Here is a 17,279-nt window from a genome sequence, read left to right as displayed (position 1 = left end):
GATGAGTAATCCCGCGGCCCCCAAGAAGCTCGGCAAGGTGGTACTGGCCTACTCCGGCGGCCTGGACACCTCGGTGATCCTCAAGTGGCTGGAGGAGACCTACGACTGCGAGGTAGTCACCTTTACCGCGGACCTGGGACAGGGCGAGGAGCTCGACCCGGCACGTGAGAAGGCCGAGAAGATGGGCGTCAAGGAAATCTACATCGACGACCTGCGCGAGACCTTCGTCCGTGATTACGTTTTCCCGATGTTCCGTGCCAACGCCATCTACGAGGGCGAGTACCTGTTGGGCACCTCCATCGCCCGGCCGCTGATCGCGAAGCGCCTGGTGGACATCGCCCGTGAGACCGGCGCGGACGCCGTCGCCCACGGCGCGACTGGCAAGGGCAACGACCAGGTGCGTTTCGAGCTCAACGCCTATGCGCTCAACCCGGATATCCAGGTGATCGCCCCGTGGCGCGAGTGGGACCTCAACTCCCGCGAGAAGTTGATGAACTACGCCAAGAGCCGCGACATTCCGGTCGACTTCGCCTCTGCCGGCAAGAAGTCGCCGTACTCCATGGATGCCAACCTGCTGCACATCTCCTACGAGGGCGGCAATCTCGAGGACCCGTGGTGGGAGCCGGAAGAGGAGATGTGGCGCTGGTCGGTCAGCCCCGAGCGCGCTCCCGACGAGGCGACCGAGATCGTCATCGGCTTCGAGAAGGGCGACCCGGTCTCCATCAACGGCGAGAAGCTCTCGCCGGCCGAGTTGCTGCTCAAACTCAACCAATTGGGCGGCGCGAATGGCATCGGTCGACTCGACATGGTCGAGAACCGCTACGTGGGGATGAAGTCGCGCGGCTGCTACGAGACCCCGGGTGGCACCATCCTTCTGAAGGCACGCCGGGCCCTCGAGTCCCTTACGCTCGACCGCGGCGAGGCGCACATGAAGGATGAACTGATGCCCAAGTACGCCGAGTTGGTGTACAACGGTTACTGGTTCGCCCCCGAGCGCGAGATGCTGCAGAAGGCCATCGACGCGACCCAGGACAACGTCAACGGTGATGTGCGCCTGCGCCTGTACAAGGGCAACGTGATCGTGGCGGGTCGACAGTCCGACAATAGCCTGTTCGATCCGGCGATCGCGACGTTCGAGGATGACGCTGGTGCTTACGACCAGCGTGATGCCGAGGGCTTCATCAAGCTCAACGCCCTGCGTCTGCGTATCAGCGCGAAGGCCGGCCGACGAGGCTGATCGGTCGCGAAAGGGTGCCCCGGAAGGATTACAGGGCACCTCCCTGCGTGACAGGGACGAGCCACACCGTACCCGCAAGGGTGTGATTCACAGGCAAGGGATGTCTGGCATGCAGCGAGTGGCAAACCACAGGGAAATGGGTGTCATGAAAACACCCGGAGCGACAAGGCGGGTCGTGGCGATGGCCACGGCCCGCCTTTTTGCTTTCGCTGGCTGGAGAAACCGATTCGGTATTGCTCTAGTGCAACGTCTTTTGCTTACCGCCATCTTGTTAGGGGCGTGGCAGTCGCCGGTTCATGCCCAGGTCTGGGCCAGCGAAGGTCGACTGATCACGATCGGCGTGCTCACGATCACCAGCAAGGAAGAGGCGAAGGCACGCTGGAACCCGACAGCCGATTATCTCAGTGACCGCATCGAGGGGACGCGTTTCGAGATCCGGCCGCTGTATCTGCAGGAGGTGGCGCGTGCCGTGCGGCAGGGCGAATTGCACTTCGTGCACCTCCAGCCACTTCAATTCGTCCAGTTGCGGGCCGACTACGGCCTCGAAGCCCTGGCCACCCGGGTGGTCGACGAGGCGGGCAACCCCAGCAATCGCTTCGGTTCGGCGATCGTGCGGCTCGCAGGGCGAGAGGAGATCAGCGATCTGGGCGACCTGCAGGGCGCCATCGTGGCGGGGGTTGCTCCCAATGCCCTGGGGGCGTGGATCCTCGGTGCTGAGGAGATCGAGCGGGCCGGGCTGTCGATCGATAAGGACATCCTGCCGCTATATGTCGGCCTGCCGATGACCAACGTTCTCGGCGCGGTGGCGGCCGGGCGGGCCGATGCAGGTATCGTTCGGGCCGATGTGCTCACGCGGGAAATCGAGGCCGGGCGCTATGCCACCGATACGTTCAGTGTGCTGAACCGCGTCAGTGAGCCGGGTTATCCGCATGTCCTCTCGACCCGGCTGGTGCCGCAGTGGCCGTTGGCAGCGACGACACGCGCCGAATTGACGTTGCGCGAACAGGTTCGTTTGGCGCTGCTCTCAATGCCTACGGCTTCACCGCCGCTTCGTGCCGCCAATATCGCCGGTTGGTCCGAGCCGGTGGATTACGGCGGCCTGGAGTCACTGGCCGACCGTTGGCTGACGCCGCCGATGACCGTGGTCGATTGGTTGCGCGCGTACTGGTGGCTAGCACCCGTTGGCCTGAGTGCACTGTTGTCTCTTTTGCTTTGGCAGCAATGGCATGCCCGCCGGCTCCTGGCCCGTCGCGAACGTGAGCACCGGGCCGCTCTGACTGCGATGCACGACGCGGTCGTGACGCTTGATGGCGAGGGACGCATCCAGTTCCTCAATCCCTCTGCCGAGCGATTGCTGCCCGAGGGTATGCAGCCGAACGAGGCTATGAATCAGCGCCTGACGGACGTGTTCGCGTTGATGTTGCGCCACGACACGCACGACTTTTCGCTGGCCGGCATGATCGAAGAGCTTGGCACTCGCAGCTGGGTGGAATACGCGGTGATTCTCGCGCATGGCTATCCTCGACGGGTGCTCAACCTCACGGCCGCCCGGATGGACGGAATGGACGAGAGAGGCGGGGTGCGGCGGCTGGTCATCTCGATGATGGACATCACGGAGCTCGACGAGACCAGTCGTCAGCTGGCCTACCGAGCCACGCACGACGAGTTGACAGGCCTGCTGACGCGACGACATTTCCTCGAGCAAATCGAGTCGCGGATGCAACTCGCTGACGCGAAGCAGGGCAGTGAAGGCGGCACGCTGCTTTGGGTGGATCTGGATCATTTCCGCCTCGTCAACGAGGGTGGCTCGCACCGGATGGGTGATGAACTGGTCCGGCGCCTGGCGGGCTACCTGCGGGTGATGTTGCCGCCGAATACCCCGGTTGGGCGGCTGGGCGGTGACGAATTCGGCATCTATCTGCCTTCCTCGGCCGGCGATGGTTGGCCGGAACGGATTCTCCATGCGATTCGGGAGTTCCGCCTCGATGGCGACGATCAGTCGCTGCGCACGTCGGCCAGTATCGGTGTCCGTGATCTGGTGGCCGGCGGGGGTTACAACGCCGCCACCGTCTTCGAGGAGGCGGAATCGGCCTGCGTGACCGCCCAGAAGCTCGGTGGCAACCGCCTGGTCGTATTCGAGGAAAGCGGCGCCGAGCGGTCCCTGCGCCAGAACGATTTTGCCGAACTCAACCGGCTCAAGCAGGCCGTCGAACAGGACCGCTTCGTATTGCACGCCCAGGAGATCCATGCCATCGGCGCTGCCGAGACCGACGGCGTGCGTCTGGAGGTGTTGATGCGCCTGGCTGGAGAAGATGGGAGCTTGGGTTCGCCGGCCCCGTTGATCGAGCTGGCCGAACGATTCAACTACATGCCGCAAATCGACCGCTGGGTGGTTCGCCGGACATTGCAGGGGCTACGTGATCATCGGGTCGCTGGTGCCGCGCCGCCGGCGAGATTGACGATCAACCTGTCTGGCCAGTCGATGAAAGACGGTGAGCTGGTCGGTTTTGTCCGGGACGAATTGCGACGATACGAGATCGATCCCACGTGGTTATGCTTCGAGATTACCGAGACGGCGGCCATCGCGAATTTTGATCAGGCGGCCGAACTGATAGCCTCGCTACGTGAGCTCGGTTGCCTGGTGGCACTGGATGACTTCGGCGGCGGATTGATCTCGTTCGAGTTCCTGCGTCGATTGAAACCGGACATCGTCAAGATCGACGGAAAACTGGTCCGCGACCTGGAGCACGATCGCGTCGCGGCCGTCATCGTCGAATCCATTCACGATGTGGCGCATGTCATGGGTGCTCGTACCGTGGGCGAGTGGGTCGAGACCCCGACGACACTGGCGCAACTCGAGCGTATCGGGGTGGATTTTGCCCAGGGCTACCTGCTGCATCGCCCGGAACCACTGATCGGGCGACTTGCCGCGGAGCGCGAGGCACTGACGGGCTGACGTTGTTCGGCACGTAATCAACGACCGCGTGTTGACGGCACGCTATCTCTCGCATTTCGGGCCTTGATCGTCGCATGCGCGAACATTCCCGGTTTGCCGATTGCTCATGAAGGGACTTTGATGGTGACGATGACATGCCGCTGTTCGGCACGGATTTGAAGTTGGGCATGGCTGACACGCTTGGCAGACACTTGTTGGTTTCCGGTGGGCGATGGATCGCGTTGGCCTTTCTCGCCTTGGCGGTGGGTTTGGGTGTCGGCCCGGTGCAGGCGCAGGAAGCTCAGAACAGCACAGAAACGCCGATCCACGTTGGAGTACTCGCCTACGCCGGCAAGGATGACGCGGCCAGGCGCTGGCAGGCTACCGCCGACTACCTGAGCGAACGCAACCCGGGCTATCGTTTTGTCATCCGGCCGCTGTTCCTTTCCGAGTTGCGCAATGCGTTTGTCGAAGGCCAGCTTGATTTCGTCTTGACGCAATCGCTGCAGTTTTCAGAGCTTTCGCGTCTGGATTCCATCTGGCCGTTGGCGACCCTGGTGGTCAAGGGCAATGGCCAGCGACTGGAGCAGTTGGGTGCGGTGATCTTTACCCGCCAGGGTACCGGGTTTGTCGAACTGGATGATCTGGTGGGTACCCGGGTTGCCGGGACCAGCCCGAATGCACTGGGCGGCTGGCTACTCGGGATGCAGGCGTTGGAAGATGCCGGGCTGGACGTGGAACACCAGATCACGCCGATCTTCACCGGGTTGCCTTTGGAAGCCGTGGTGGATGCCGTGCTCGATGGTCGGGCGCATGCCGGGGTAGTTCGCTCCAGCTTCTTTCAGCGCTACCTGGAAGCCTACCCCGACAGCCGACTGGTTCCGGTCGGGACAGCGGAGCGCCAGGGTTTTCCGTATCCCAGCAATACACCGTTGGTCCCGGAATGGCCCTTTGCCGCCACCGGCCAAGCGCCGAAGGGGCTCGCAGCCCGGGTTGCCCGCCAACTGATCGCCATGCCGGCCGAGGCGCCCGCGGCGGATCAGGCACGTATCGCTGGATGGCGCACGCCACTAGATTACTCCATCGTCGATCGCCTGCACGACAAATGGCTCCCCGAGCCGATCTCGCCGCGCTCGCTGCTGCGGCACTTCTGGCACTACCTGGTGTTGATCCTGGCCGCGGTGCTCGCCCTGTTCGCCTGGCAGGCCCGCCGTGCCACGAAACGGCTGGGTGCCGAGAAACGCCGACTCCGACGTGCCTTCTCCGGCCTACATACCGGCGCGGTACTCACCGACGCCTCGGGGCACATTTTGCTCACGAACCGGGCGGTCGAAGAATTTGCTCGCGCCGATCTCGAGGGGGAACTGATCGGGCGGTCCTTCTGCGAGGCGTTCAATCTCCAGATTGAGGGGGTGTCCCCGCAGTGCGCGTTCGATGACCTGGTCGAACGGGTCGAGACCCTGGAAACGCGTTCGGTCGACGGCGTGATCGAACGTGACAATCAACGATTTGACGTCAACCTCAAGCTCAGTCGGCTGGAGGCGGAGGGCGGCACCCAACTGCTCGTGTCGATGCTGGATGTCACCGATCTGCGTTCGGCCCATGCCCTGTTGACCTACCGGGCCACGCACGACCGGTTGACCGGGGTCCTCAACCGCGAGGCCATGGAGGAATTCCTCTCCCAGGCCATGCCCGGCAAGGCGCCACGAAACGAGCCGATCCATGCCAGTTGCCTGATCTGGACGGACCTGGACGAATTCCGGCTGCTGAATGAAATCGGCAGCCGTGAGTTGGGTGACCGCATCCTCGCCTCGCTGGCCAGTCACTTCTCGCTCGAATTGCCGTCGGATGCGGTACTCGCACGCATGGGGGTCGACGAATTCGCCATCTGGATGCCCCTGTCCAGCCGTGATACCTGCATGCTGGTCGCCCGCGAGGTGCTCGAGATCATTCACGCGTTTCGATTGCCGGACGAGCACGAGCACCTGCGCCTCAAGGCTAGTGTCGGCGTGACCCGGATCGACAGCGACGACCTGCTGGCCTCGCGCCGCCTGGAAGATGCCGAGCGTGCCTGTCAGAGTGCCCAACGGCTGGGCGGCGACCGGGTGGTGCAATTCTCGGGCGAGGACACCGAGCTGCTGGAGCGCGAGCAACAGATCGAACGCTTCAACGCTTTGCGGGCGGCAATCTCCGAGGACCGGCTGGATCTTGCCGCCCAGCGTATCGCCCCGGTTAAGGCAGGCATTCCCATAATCCACGAGATGCTGCTGCGCGTTACTGATGCCGACGGTCGCCTGAGATTTCCCAGTGAATACATAGAGATAGCCGAGAAACATCATTCTATGGGCGAAATCGATCGCTGGGTGATCCGCCAGAGCTGTCGCTGGCTTGCTCGACAGTCACCGGATAGCGGCACCCTCAGCATCAACCTCTCGGCGCATTCGGTGCAGGAACCCGAGATGCTGGACTTCATTCGCCAGGAACTCGGCGACTGGGACGTGGACCCGTCTCGGGTGGTGTTCGAGATCACAGAAACCGCGGCAATCATCAACCTGGACCAGGCCGAACGATTGATCGGGGCGATGCGCCGCATTGGCTGCCGGTTTGCCCTGGACGACTTCGGCGGCGGTTTCCTGTCGTTCGAATACCTGCGTCGCCTGAACCCGGACATCGTCAAGATCGACGGGCGACTGGTCGAAGACCTGTCACACGACCCCGTGGCTGCGGTCATCGTCTCCGCCATCGTCCAGGTCTCCCGCGTCATGGGCGCACAGACCGTGGCCGAGTGGGTGGAAACCGACGACCAGTACCGGCAGGTGACCGAGATGGGGGTCGATTATATCCAGGGCTTTTTGCTGCATCGTCCGACACCGTTGGACAAGCGTTGAGCCGCGCCTTTGAGCCTACTCGCACGGATTGAGCTGATCGTCTACAGTCTCGCGCCACCGATTCAAACCAGATTTCGATTCATTTCAATTGGGAGAGATGACCCATGCGCATGCTTCACACCATGATCCGTGTCAGTGACCTCGAGAAGTCCCTGGCCTTCTATACCGACGTGCTCGGCATGAAGCTGCTGCGCCAGCAGGACTACCCGGCCGGTGAGTTCACACTGGCGTTCGTTGGTTATGGCGAGGAGAGCGAAACGGCAGTGCTCGAACTGACCCACAACTGGGGTGATCACCAGTACGACCTCGGCGACGGCTATGGCCATATTGCGATCGAGGTCGATGACGTCTACGCGGCGGCCGAGAAGATTCGCGAGAAAGGGGGCAAGATCCTGCGTGAACCCGGCCCGATGAATGCCGGTTCCACCATCATTGCCTTCGTCGCGGATCCGGACGGTTATGCCATCGAATTGATCGGCGCGAAGTGACGGTAAAAAAGGCCGCTGTCAAGCCTTGACAGCCGGTATTTTCCACATCAAGCGGGGCGCAACGTCGGTTGCGCCTTTTTCGTGGACGATGAATCAGTCAGTTAGCGAAAGAAACGCGCTAACTAGTTGTTATTAAGCATTTATGCCGCAAGTGCTTCAGTTTGGTTAAAAATTAACCAATAACGTCTCCTGCCTTGTGGGGCCGACAATTCTGGGTTTCTTCCACATAGTTATCCACAGTTTCTGTGAAAAACTTTTTCGGCTCGGAACCCGGGCAATTCCGGCCCTCGCGTTGTCTGCCAGTGTGTGTCACCAACCGGGAACGACAGGCATACTTCCCGGGGCCGGCCAGTGGCAAAACGGAACTGTCATGTTCACGGGGTAGGCTGCGTCATATCCTTTATTCCATATGCTGTGTCCGCGCAGATCGTGGCCATCGACACCAACGGGAGAATTCAGTCATGCCGATTCGGGTAGGTATCAACGGTTTCGGGCGTATCGGCCGATTGGCCTTTCGGGCATTGGCCGATCGCCCGGAACTCGACCTCGAGGTGGTGCATGTCAATGAAACGGCTGCCGACGCAGCCTGCATGGCCCACCTGACCGAATTCGACTCCGTTCATGGCCGTTGGCAACAGCCCATTGGAGGGGAGGGCGACACCCTGACGCTGGCCGGTCGTGATATTCGCTTTACCCAGAGCGAGTCGGTCGAGGGAATCGACTGGGCCCGTTCGGCGGTCGACGTGGTGATTGAATCCACCGGGCGGTGGCGGCAGTTCGACGAGATCACTCGACACCTGGTGCAAGGAGTGTCGCGCGTCGCCGTGGCCGCCCCTGTAAAGCACGATGAGGTGCTGAACGTCGTCATGGGGGTCAATCACGACCTGTTCGATGCCAGCCATCACAAGGTCGTTACCGCCGCTTCCTGTACCACCAATTGCCTGGCACCGGTGGTCAAGGTGCTCCACGAAGGGCTGGGTATCCAGCGCGGCACGATGACCACCATGCACGACCTTACCAACACGCAAGTGGTGGTCGACAAGGGCGACAAGGACTGGCGGCGCGCTCGCGCCTCGTCGATGTCGCTGTCGCCCACCACGACGGGCTCGGCGAAGGCCATTGGCGCGATTTTCCCGGAGCTCGAGGGCCGGCTGAACGGTCTTGCCGTTCGGGTGCCGTTACTCAACGCCTCGTTGACCGACTTCGTCTTCACCCCCGCTCGCTCAACCACGGTCGATGAGGTGAACGGGTTGCTGCGCTCGGCCGCCGAGGGGGAGTTGAAGGACATCCTGGGGTTCGAGACACGCCCGCTGGTCTCGGTGGACTACACCAACGACCCGCGCTCCTCGATCATCGATGCGCCGTCGACGATGGTGATAGACGGGGATCTGGTGAAGGTGCTCGCCTGGTATGACAACGAGTGGGGCTATGCCCAACGACTAGTCGAACTCGTGTCGATGATCGGCCGGGCCTGAGACACGCATCTGGAGTCACCATGCCCCTTGCCATGAATCAGGCACTGCGCCATTACCTCACGATCACCGGCAATTACTGGCTGTTCACCCTGACCGACGGGGCGATCCGCATGCTGGTGGTGCTGCATTTCTACCAGCTCGGTTACTCGCCGTTCGCCATCGCGATGCTGTTTCTCTTCTACGAGTTCTTCGGCATCGTCACCAACCTGATGGGGGGCTGGCTGGGCGCGCGTATCGGCCTGAATCGAACCATGCAGGTCGGCACCGGGCTGCAGATCGCCGCCTTGCTGATGTTGACGGTTCCGGACGCCTGGCTGACGGTGGCCTACGTGATGTTCGCCCAGGCGTTGTCCGGCATCGCGAAGGACCTCAACAAGATGTCGGCCAAGGCCGGGGTCAAGCTGGTCGCGCGCGAGGGGAACGCGCAGCTGTTCCGCTGGGTCGCCTGGATCACCGGCTCGAAGAATGCCCTGAAGGGGGCCGGGTTCTTCCTCGGCGCCGTGCTGCTGGCCGCCATCGGTTTCCAGGGGGCCATGGGGGTGCTCGCCGCGCTACTGGTAGGGGGCTTTTTGATGACACTGACGCTGCCGGGCGGTTTCGGGGCCGTCAAGGGCAAGACCGGCTTTCGGCAGATGTTTTCGCGCGAGCCCCTGATCAACTGGCTGGCCACGGCGCGTTTGTTCCTGTTCGGCGCCCGTGATGTCTGGTTCGTGGTGGCGTTGCCGGTCTTCCTGGTGTCGATCGGTTGGGATTTCCACTGGGTCGGGGCATATCTCGCCCTCTGGGTGATCGGCTACGGACTGGTTCAGTCCGCCGCCCCCTGGTTGCTTGGCACGCGCCGGCGGAGGGGCGGCATCCATACCGGTGTCGCGGACGATGGCCCACGTGATGGCCCTGGCGCCCGCACGGCGGTCGCCTGGAGTTTTGCCCTTGTGCTGCCGCTGGGCGCACTCCTGCTGGCCATTGCCTCGGGTCAGACCGCGGGCTGGATGATCACGCTGGGGTTGGCGTTCTTCGGCGTGGTCTTCGCGCTGAATTCAGCCACCCACTCGTACCTGGTATTGCGCTATTCGGCCGATGAGAAAGCCTCGCAGAACGTCGGCTTCTACTACGCCGCAAATGCCGGTGGCCGATTGCTGGGCACGGTGCTTTCGGGGGCGAGCTATCAGTGGCTGGGCATTGCCGGCAGCCTCGGTTTTGCGCTGGCCTTCGTGGTGATTGCGGGTCTTCTCAGTCTGCGACTCGTCGCGCTGGAATCCAGCCTGGGCGGGGAGGGCGATAGCGCCATCGGGTAGCGCCAGCCATCGCCCCGCTTTTAGGGCCGCTTTCCGCGCTCTACCTTCTACACTCGTCTACGTGACGATGGCGGAAAAGGAGACCGATGGGGACGATGACGAAATCATCCGACACGCGCAAGGAAGGCCTGGAGCAGGCAATGGAGCTGGTGCGCCAGTGCGCGACCGACGACGGGTTCCTTGCCTCGCCCACCCAGCGGGACAATTATCGCCGGGTTTGGGCCCGTGACGGGGTGATCATCGGGCTGGCCGCATTGATGACCGGGGAAGAGTCGCTCGTAGCCACGATGCGCCAGACGCTCGGCACCCTGGCGCGTCACCAGGGTCCCCACGGCGAGATCCCCAGCAATGTTGACACCACCACTCAACGTATCAGCTACGGCGGCACCACCGGGCGCGTGGATGCGGATCTTTGGTTCGTGATCGGTTGCGCCGAGTACTGGCGTGCCACCGGGGATGACGCCTTCCTTGAGGAAATCCTGCCGGCTCTGGAGCGCGTGCGGTTTTTGCTCGGGGCATGGGAGTTCAACGATCGTGGCCTGATTTACGTGCCGCAAACCGGCGACTGGGCCGACGAGTATGTCCAGTCCGGCTACATCCTTTACGACCAGCTGCTCTATTTGCAGGCGTTGCGCTCGTTCTGCCGGATCCACATTCATGTCCACGGTTCGGCAGACCATCAATTGCAGGATCGAACCACCCGGCTGCTTCACCTGATTCGCGGCAATTTCTGGTTTAACGGCAACGAGTCGGCGGATATCTATCACGAGGTGCTATACGAAAAGGGGCGCAAGGCCGCGCCGCATCGAGACGATCAATACTGGATGCCGTTTTTCTCGCCAACCGGCTACGGTTATCGGTTTGACGCCTTCGCGAACGTTCTCGCCAATCTGTTCCGTGTGGCGAAGGACTGGCAGTGCGACCAGGTTGATGCCTATATCGCGAAGATCACGCCCGAGGCCATGCCACTCTTGCCGGCCTTTCACCCCATCATCGAACCCGTGGACCGGGACTGGGAAAACCTGCAGGTGATGTTCTCGTACACCTTCAAAAACAAACCGTACGAGTTCCACAACGGCGGACTCTGGCCGATGCTCACGGGCTTTTATGTCGCCGACCTGGCCAGCCGCGGACACACGGTAAAGGCCCGGCTGCACCTCGACGCCATTCACGCGGCCAATGCCTTGTCGATGGAGGATGAGCCCTGGTCGTTCCCGGAGTTCGTGCACGGGCGCAAGCTCACGCCAGGCGGGACACGATGCCAGGGATGGAGTGCCGCCGCTGCGGTCACCGCCCATCACGCCCTGCAGGGAGAGCCACTTTTCAGGATCGACGATGACGAGTGAACTGCTGGTCTGTACCGACCTCGACCGTACTCTGATCCCGAACGGCCACCAGCCGGAATCACCGGGTGCACGCGATCTGTTCCGCCGGCTGGTCCAACGCCCCGAGGTCACGCTGGCTTACGTCAGTGGCAGGGACCGGTACCTCCTCGAATCGGCAATCGACGAGTTCGCGCTGCCGGTCCCGGATTTCGCCATCGGCGACGTGGGGACGACGATCTATCGCGTCGACGAGGGCATCTGGCACCCCTGGGAAGCCTGGGCGGACGAGATCGCGGCCGACTGGGGCGGCGAGGATCGCCGGACACTCGCCGGAATGCTCGAGGACATCCCGGATATCGAACCTCAGGAACCGGAAAAACAGAACACCTACAAACTCAGCTATTACGCCCCAGCGACCCTGAATGGAGACGCGCTTGCCGGGCAAATTAGGGAGCGTCTGGCGCAAGCGGGGGTGCGCAGCAGCGTTATCTGGAGCATCGACGAGATGCGCGATATCGGACTGGTTGATGTCCTGCCGGCTAGAGCTACCAAGGTGCATGCTATCCGGTTTCTCCAGGCGCATTTGCAAATGCCGCATGCCCGGACGGTCTTCGCCGGCGACAGCGGCAACGACCTGCCCGCGCTGACCAGTGGTCTTCAGGCGATCGTAGTGGCCAATGCCAGGGAGGGGGTCAAGCAGGCCGCCCTGGACGCTACCGCGGAGCGGGGCATCGAGAATTGCCTGTACGTCGCCCGCGGGGGATGGCATGGGATGAACGGCAATTACGCGGCAGGCATCCTCGAAGGCATCGTGCACTTCATGCCCGAGACACGCTCTTGGCTGGAGAACGAATGAGACGGGGCCGATTCAGTCCTTGCCAGGCCCCTCTACCATCGCCATGAAGGCCTCGGCGAGAGGATTGCGCGCCCGACCGACCGCCTCGATCCGTCCCAGGCGCCGCGTGGGCAGACCGCCGTCCCCACACTCCAACCGCAACAATCCTTCACGCTGAAGGGTAGTTGGCAACACGGCCCATCCGACCCCCGTGGCGGCCAGTACCGCGATCGAATCCAGCTGGTTGATCTCGATGATCGCCGGTGGCAAAAGCCGCCGATCGTCGAGCCACCGATCGATGGCCATGCGTGTGCTGGTCGCTTCCGCGGGCAAGATCAATGGCAGTCGCTTGCCGATTCGATCCAGCGCCGGTGGTCTGCCTCCCGGGCAATGCCGTTCGGCCACCACCGGCTGCATGGTCTCCTCCCAGAGAACGCGAGTGCGCACCCGATCGTCGAGGCGGGGCGGCAGGGTGGCATAGGCCAGCGCCGACTCGCCCAGCGCCACCTGCTCGATCGCCCGCTCGGAATCGTGGAAACTGAGATCGAGCAGGACTCCGGGATAGTGTTCCGAAAATCGCTCGAGTACCTCCGGTAGCAGATGCAACCCGGCATAGTGACTCAGGGACAGGGCCAGCCGCCCGCTGAGCCCCTCACCACTGACCTCGGCCACGGTCGCGATGTCGTCCAGACAAGACTGTACCTCGCGCACGGCGGGGAGCATCCGCTCACCTCGGTAGGTCAGGACCACCCGCTGGCCAAGCCGATCGAATAGCCGGAATCCCAACCGCTCCTCAAGCTGCGCCAGGCGCTTGGAAACGGCCGGCTGACTGATGTGCAGCCGAGTGGCCGCCGCCGAGAACGAACCGGTTTCAGCCACCGCCAGAAAAGTCAGCAACTGCTGGGTGTCCAAGTGAAGGGGGTTCATCGCCAATCTCCGAAATTTGGCCCCGTCTGGTTCTATCATAACCATTAGGAATGGCCTTCATTAGATATTACCATTTTAGTTATTGATAAACCGCCACTATCATCTCCGCATGAAAACAGACGCGCTCAACGTGCTCGGTCTGCCACTGGCGAGATGCTCGGTGGATCCGATTACCGGCTTCTACCGAGACGGCCGATGTTTGGTCGGGGCCGAGGACGGTGGTGTGCACGGGGTTTGCGCGGAGCTTGATGACGCGTTTCTCGACTACACCGCCGCACAGGGAAACGAGTTGCGCCGACCGATCCCGGCCTACGATTTTCCGGGACTTGCGGCCGGCGATCGCTGGTGCGTCTGCGCCTGGCGGTGGCGAGAGGCCTTCGAGGCCGGCGTGGCACCCCCGGTGGTGCTGGCCTCGACACACCACGAGGTGCTGCGGGTCATCAAGCTGCGTGATCTGATTGAACACGCCGTCGACCCACCGGCCTCGGGACTGGATGACGGGTTTTACGAGTTTTAACGAAAATAACGCCCCAACGTATTGAAAAACGGATTCTTGCCCGGGCGGCGATAGACGCCGACATGGGCCATCCGGAGGAAAACGCCAATGGCTGGAAAGACACTCTACGAAAAGCTTTTCGACGCGCACGTCGTCCATGAACAAGGGGATGGCACCGCGCTTCTCTATATCGATCGCCACCTCGTTCACGAGGTGACCAGCCCGCAGGCGTTCGAAGGGCTGCGTCTTGCCGGTCGCAAACCGTGGCGAACCGGCGCCATGCTGGCCGTGCCGGATCACAACGTGCCGACCACCAATCGGGCTGGCGGGATCGTCGATCCCGTCTCACGCGAGCAGGTCAGTACCCTCGATCGCAACTGCCAGGAATTCGGTGTGCAGGAATTCCCGATGGCCGACATGCGCCAGGGGATCGTGCATATCATCGGGCCCGAGGAAGGGTTCACGCTGCCGGGCTCGACCGTGGTCTGCGGCGATTCTCACACCTCGACACACGGTGCGATCGGCGCCTTGGCCTTCGGCATCGGCACCTCCGAGGTCGAGCACGTCATGGCGACCCAGACCTTGTTGCAAAAGCGCACCAAGACCATGCAGGTACGTGTCGATGGCGAGCTTGGGCCGGGCGTGACCGCGAAAGACGTCGTACTCGCCATCATCGGCAAGATCGGCACGGCGGGTGGCACCGGCTACGCGATCGAGTTCGCCGGTTCGGCCATCGAATCGCTCTCGATCGAGGGCCGCATGAGTGTGTGCAACATGTCGATCGAGGCAGGGGCGCGCGCCGGCATGGTGGCGGTCGACGAAAAGACGGTCGAGTACTTCCGTGACAAGCCGTTCGCGCCGACCGGAGAGATGTTCGAGCGAGCGGCCGAGTACTGGCGCACGCTCAAGTCCGACCCCGATGCCCAGTTCGACAAGGTGGTTACCCTGGATGGGAGCAAGATTGAGCCACAAGTGAGCTGGGGCACCTCGCCGGAGATGGTCGGGCCGGTCAACGGGCGAGTCCCGGACCCGGCGGCCGAGTCCGACCCGGTCAAGGCCGAAGGAATGCGCAAGGCACTCGCGTACATGGGGCTCGAGGCCAACACCCCGATGACGGACATCCAGATCGACAAGGTCTTCATCGGCTCATGCACCAACGCCCGCATTGAAGACCTGCGCGCCGCGGCTGCCGCCATCAAGGGTGGGCATGTGGCCGACAACGTCACGCTCGCCATGGTGGTGCCGGGCTCGGGGCTGGTGCGCCAGCAGGCCGAGAAGGAAGGCCTCGACAAGGTCTTCCTCGAGGCGGGATTCGAGTGGCGCGAGCCGGGCTGTTCGATGTGCCTGGCGATGAACGCCGACCGGCTCGAGCCGGGCGAGCGCTGTGCCTCGACATCAAACCGCAACTTCGAGGGCCGGCAGGGGCAGGGCGGTCGCACGCACCTGGTCAGCCCGGCCATGGCTGCCGCCGCGGCGATCGCGGGCCATTTCGTCGACGTCCGTCAAGCGTAAGGGAGACAGAAACATGCAGGCATTCACTACCCACAAGGGAATCGTCGCGCCTCTCGACCGCTCGAACGTGGACACCGACGCGATCATCCCGAAGCAGTACCTCAAGTCGGTCAAGCGCACCGGCTTTGGCCCGACGGCGTTCGACGACTGGCGTTATCTCGATCCGGGCGAGCCGGGCATGGATCACAGCCAGCGGCGCAAGAACCCGGATTTCGTGCTCAACCGCGAGCCATTCGACCGCGCGACCATCCTGTTGGCGCGCGAGAACTTCGGCTGCGGCTCATCGCGGGAACACGCCGTCTGGGCACTGACCGACTTCGGCTTTCGCGCCGTGATCGCCCCGTCGTTTGCCGATATCTTCTTCAACAACAGCTTCAAGAACGGGCTGCTTCCCATTGCCCTGAAAGAGGAAGAGGTCGACGCGATCTTCAAGGCGATCGAGGCGAACCCGGGCCTTGAGCTCGAGGTCGATTTGCCGAATCAGGTGGTCAAGGCCCCCAATGGGTCCACGTACGAATTCAAGATCGACAGCTTCCGCAAGCACTGCCTGATCGAGGGACTCGACGACATCGCGCTGACCCTGGAGCACGCCGACAAGATCAAGGCGTACGAGCTTGCCCAGCAGGAAAAGACGCCGTGGTTGTTCAACGACCTGCGGGGCAACGTCGGCGGATAACGCGCTGATTTGTCGACGCGATTTTCCTGAGAAAACAGACACAAAAGGATCGATAATCTCGTGAGCCAGAAGAACATTCTCGTCCTGCCGGGTGACGGCATCGGCCCGGAGATCACCGAACAGGCGGTCAACGTGCTCAAGGCGGTCGTCGAGGGAAGCGACCTCGAGCTGTCGTTCACCGACGGCCTGATCGGCGGGGCAGCCTATGACGCCGAAGGTGAACCATTTCCCGAGATCACCCGGCAGCAGGCCGCCGAGGCCGATGCGGTACTGCTCGGCGCCGTCGGCAGCCCGCAATACGACAACCTTGATCGCCCGCTCCGCCCCGAGCGCGGCCTGCTGGCGATCCGCAAGACGATGGGGCTGTTTGCCAACCTGCGCCCGGCGATGCTGTACAGCGCCCTGGCGGATGCCTCCTCGCTCAAGCCGGAGGTGGTGTCGGGTCTGGACATCCTGATCGTCCGCGAGCTGACCGGCGGGGTCTATTTCGGGCAGCCGCGCGGTATCCGCGAGGTCGACGGCCAGCGCGAAGGCTTCAACACCATGCATTACAACGAGGCCGAGATCGAACGTATCGGCCGAGTCGCCTTCGAGGCGGCACAGAAGCGCAACAAGCGCCTCTGCTCGGTGGACAAGGCCAACGTCTTGGAAACCTCGGAGCTCTGGCGCGAGGTGATGAATCGCCTGTCCGCGGAGTACCCGGACGTCGAGCTGTCGCACATGTACGTCGACAATGCCGCCATGCAGCTTGTGCGGGCACCCAAGCAGTTCGACGTGATGGTCACCGAGAACCTGTTCGGTGACATCCTCTCCGACCAGGCCTCGATGTTGACCGGGTCGATCGGCATGCTGCCCTCGGCATCGCTCAACGAGACGGGGCAGGGTCTGTACGAGCCCAGCCACGGCTCGGCACCGGATATTACCGGCAAGGGCGTTGCCAACCCGATGGCGACCATCCTGTCGGCGGCCATGCTGCTGCGCTATTCCTTCGGTCGAGGCGATCTGGCCGAACGGATTGAAAATGCCTGCGTCGACGTGCTCGATCAGGGCCTGCGGACCCCGGACATCATGCAGGCAGGCATGACACAGGTATCCACCAGCGAGATGGGCCAGGCCGTCGTCGATGCCCTGAACGCCTGAGGGGCCCAAGGACCGCTTCGTGCGCCCGGCGTGATGCGCTAGGCTAGATT

General features: G+C 62.8%; 13 protein-coding genes. 12 read left to right on the top strand and 1 reads right to left on the bottom strand.

Translation table 11 applies throughout. From position 1 onward, the window contains the following. Position 1: 1 nt before the first annotated feature. The 8 genes from VWP12_RS08220 (at position 2) to VWP12_RS08185 (ending at position 12,499) form a co-directional block, all read left to right on the top strand. Positions 2-1,237 (top strand): argininosuccinate synthase, encoded by a 1,236-nt coding sequence (locus tag VWP12_RS08220; protein WP_410473729.1) that lies wholly within the window; start codon positions 2-4, stop codon positions 1,235-1,237. A 241-nt stretch (positions 1,238-1,478) separates the two neighbouring features. Then, positions 1,479-4,193 (top strand): EAL domain-containing protein, encoded by a 2,715-nt coding sequence (locus VWP12_RS08215; protein ID WP_410473728.1) that lies wholly within the window; start codon positions 1,479-1,481, stop codon positions 4,191-4,193. A gap of 167 nt (positions 4,194-4,360) precedes the next feature. Further along, complete coding sequence (locus tag VWP12_RS08210) at positions 4,361-7,060, top strand: EAL domain-containing protein (RefSeq protein ID WP_410473727.1); 2,700 nt, start codon at positions 4,361-4,363, stop codon at positions 7,058-7,060. Between the two features lie 104 nt (positions 7,061-7,164). Beyond that, on the top strand, positions 7,165-7,548 hold the full coding sequence (gene gloA / locus VWP12_RS08205; protein ID WP_125199149.1) for a lactoylglutathione lyase: 384 nt from the start codon (positions 7,165-7,167) through the stop codon (positions 7,546-7,548). 461 nt (positions 7,549-8,009) lie between these two features. Next, positions 8,010-9,023, top strand: coding sequence for an ArsJ-associated glyceraldehyde-3-phosphate dehydrogenase (locus VWP12_RS08200; RefSeq protein ID WP_125199148.1), 1,014 nt, complete (start codon positions 8,010-8,012; stop codon positions 9,021-9,023). Between the two features lie 32 nt (positions 9,024-9,055). After that, positions 9,056-10,318, top strand: coding sequence for an organoarsenical effux MFS transporter ArsJ (arsJ, locus tag VWP12_RS08195; RefSeq protein ID WP_125199187.1), 1,263 nt, complete (start codon positions 9,056-9,058; stop codon positions 10,316-10,318). A gap of 95 nt (positions 10,319-10,413) precedes the next feature. After that, positions 10,414-11,664: an amylo-alpha-1,6-glucosidase gene (locus tag VWP12_RS08190; RefSeq protein ID WP_410473726.1), complete on the top strand. Its 1,251-nt coding sequence runs from the start codon at positions 10,414-10,416 to the stop codon at positions 11,662-11,664. After that, a complete protein-coding gene (locus VWP12_RS08185) occupies positions 11,654-12,499 on the top strand; it encodes an HAD-IIB family hydrolase (RefSeq protein ID WP_125199146.1) in 846 nt (281 codons plus the stop codon). The genes VWP12_RS08190 and VWP12_RS08185 overlap by 11 nt, the downstream gene beginning before the upstream one ends. 12 nt (positions 12,500-12,511) lie before the next feature. Here the strand turns inward: VWP12_RS08185 and VWP12_RS08180 are convergent, their stop codons facing one another. Next, positions 12,512-13,405: a LysR family transcriptional regulator gene (locus VWP12_RS08180; RefSeq protein ID WP_410473725.1), complete on the bottom strand. Its 894-nt coding sequence runs from the start codon at positions 13,403-13,405 to the stop codon at positions 12,512-12,514. A 109-nt stretch (positions 13,406-13,514) separates the two neighbouring features. Here VWP12_RS08180 and VWP12_RS08175 point away from each other — a divergent pair, with 109 nt between their 5' ends. The 4 genes from VWP12_RS08175 to leuB all read left to right on the top strand — a co-directional run bounded on the left by VWP12_RS08175 (position 13,515) and on the right by leuB (position 17,229). After that, positions 13,515-13,922 (top strand): DUF2237 family protein, encoded by a 408-nt coding sequence (locus tag VWP12_RS08175; protein WP_410473724.1) that lies wholly within the window; start codon positions 13,515-13,517, stop codon positions 13,920-13,922. 87 nt (positions 13,923-14,009) lie between these two features. Beyond that, entirely contained in the window at positions 14,010-15,413 is a 1,404-nt protein-coding gene (leuC, locus tag VWP12_RS08170; protein ID WP_410473723.1) for a 3-isopropylmalate dehydratase large subunit, read from the top strand. 13 nt (positions 15,414-15,426) lie between these two features. Then, the gene (leuD, locus tag VWP12_RS08165) at positions 15,427-16,089 is read left to right on the top strand and encodes a 3-isopropylmalate dehydratase small subunit (RefSeq protein WP_410473722.1); all 663 of its coding nucleotides are present in this window, start codon (positions 15,427-15,429) and stop codon (positions 16,087-16,089) included. Positions 16,090-16,173: 84 nt separating this feature from the next. Continuing rightward, entirely contained in the window at positions 16,174-17,229 is a 1,056-nt protein-coding gene (gene leuB / locus VWP12_RS08160; protein WP_410474959.1) for a 3-isopropylmalate dehydrogenase, read from the top strand. The last annotated feature ends 50 nt before the right edge of the window (positions 17,230-17,279 follow it).

Origin of the sequence: Guyparkeria sp. TX1, assembly GCF_046523965.1 — a bacterium.
Lineage (GTDB): Bacteria > Pseudomonadota > Gammaproteobacteria > Halothiobacillales > Halothiobacillaceae > Guyparkeria.
The sequence above is the reverse complement of the archived record's forward strand: the minus strand, read 5'-3'. Positions and strand labels throughout refer to the sequence as shown.

Bases quoted from the DNA above. Each gene is read 5' to 3' on its own strand.
- VWP12_RS08220 (WP_410473729.1), top strand. From the start codon at position 2: ATGAGTAATCCCGCGGCCCCCAAGAAGCTCGGCAAGGTGGTACTGGCC.
- VWP12_RS08210 (WP_410473727.1), top strand. From the start codon at position 4,361: ATGGCTGACACGCTTGGCAGACACTTGTTGGTTTCCGGTGGGCGATGG.
- gloA (WP_125199149.1), top strand. From the start codon at position 7,165: ATGCGCATGCTTCACACCATGATCCGTGTCAGTGACCTCGAGAAGTCC.
- VWP12_RS08200 (WP_125199148.1), top strand. From the start codon at position 8,010: ATGCCGATTCGGGTAGGTATCAACGGTTTCGGGCGTATCGGCCGATTG.
- arsJ (WP_125199187.1), top strand. From the start codon at position 9,056: ATGAATCAGGCACTGCGCCATTACCTCACGATCACCGGCAATTACTGG.
- VWP12_RS08190 (WP_410473726.1), top strand. From the start codon at position 10,414: ATGACGAAATCATCCGACACGCGCAAGGAAGGCCTGGAGCAGGCAATG.
- VWP12_RS08185 (WP_125199146.1), top strand. From the start codon at position 11,654: ATGACGAGTGAACTGCTGGTCTGTACCGACCTCGACCGTACTCTGATC.
- VWP12_RS08180 (WP_410473725.1), bottom strand. From the start codon at position 13,405: ATGAACCCCCTTCACTTGGACACCCAGCAGTTGCTGACTTTTCTGGCG.
- VWP12_RS08175 (WP_410473724.1), top strand. From the start codon at position 13,515: ATGAAAACAGACGCGCTCAACGTGCTCGGTCTGCCACTGGCGAGATGC.
- leuC (WP_410473723.1), top strand. From the start codon at position 14,010: ATGGCTGGAAAGACACTCTACGAAAAGCTTTTCGACGCGCACGTCGTC.
- leuD (WP_410473722.1), top strand. From the start codon at position 15,427: ATGCAGGCATTCACTACCCACAAGGGAATCGTCGCGCCTCTCGACCGC.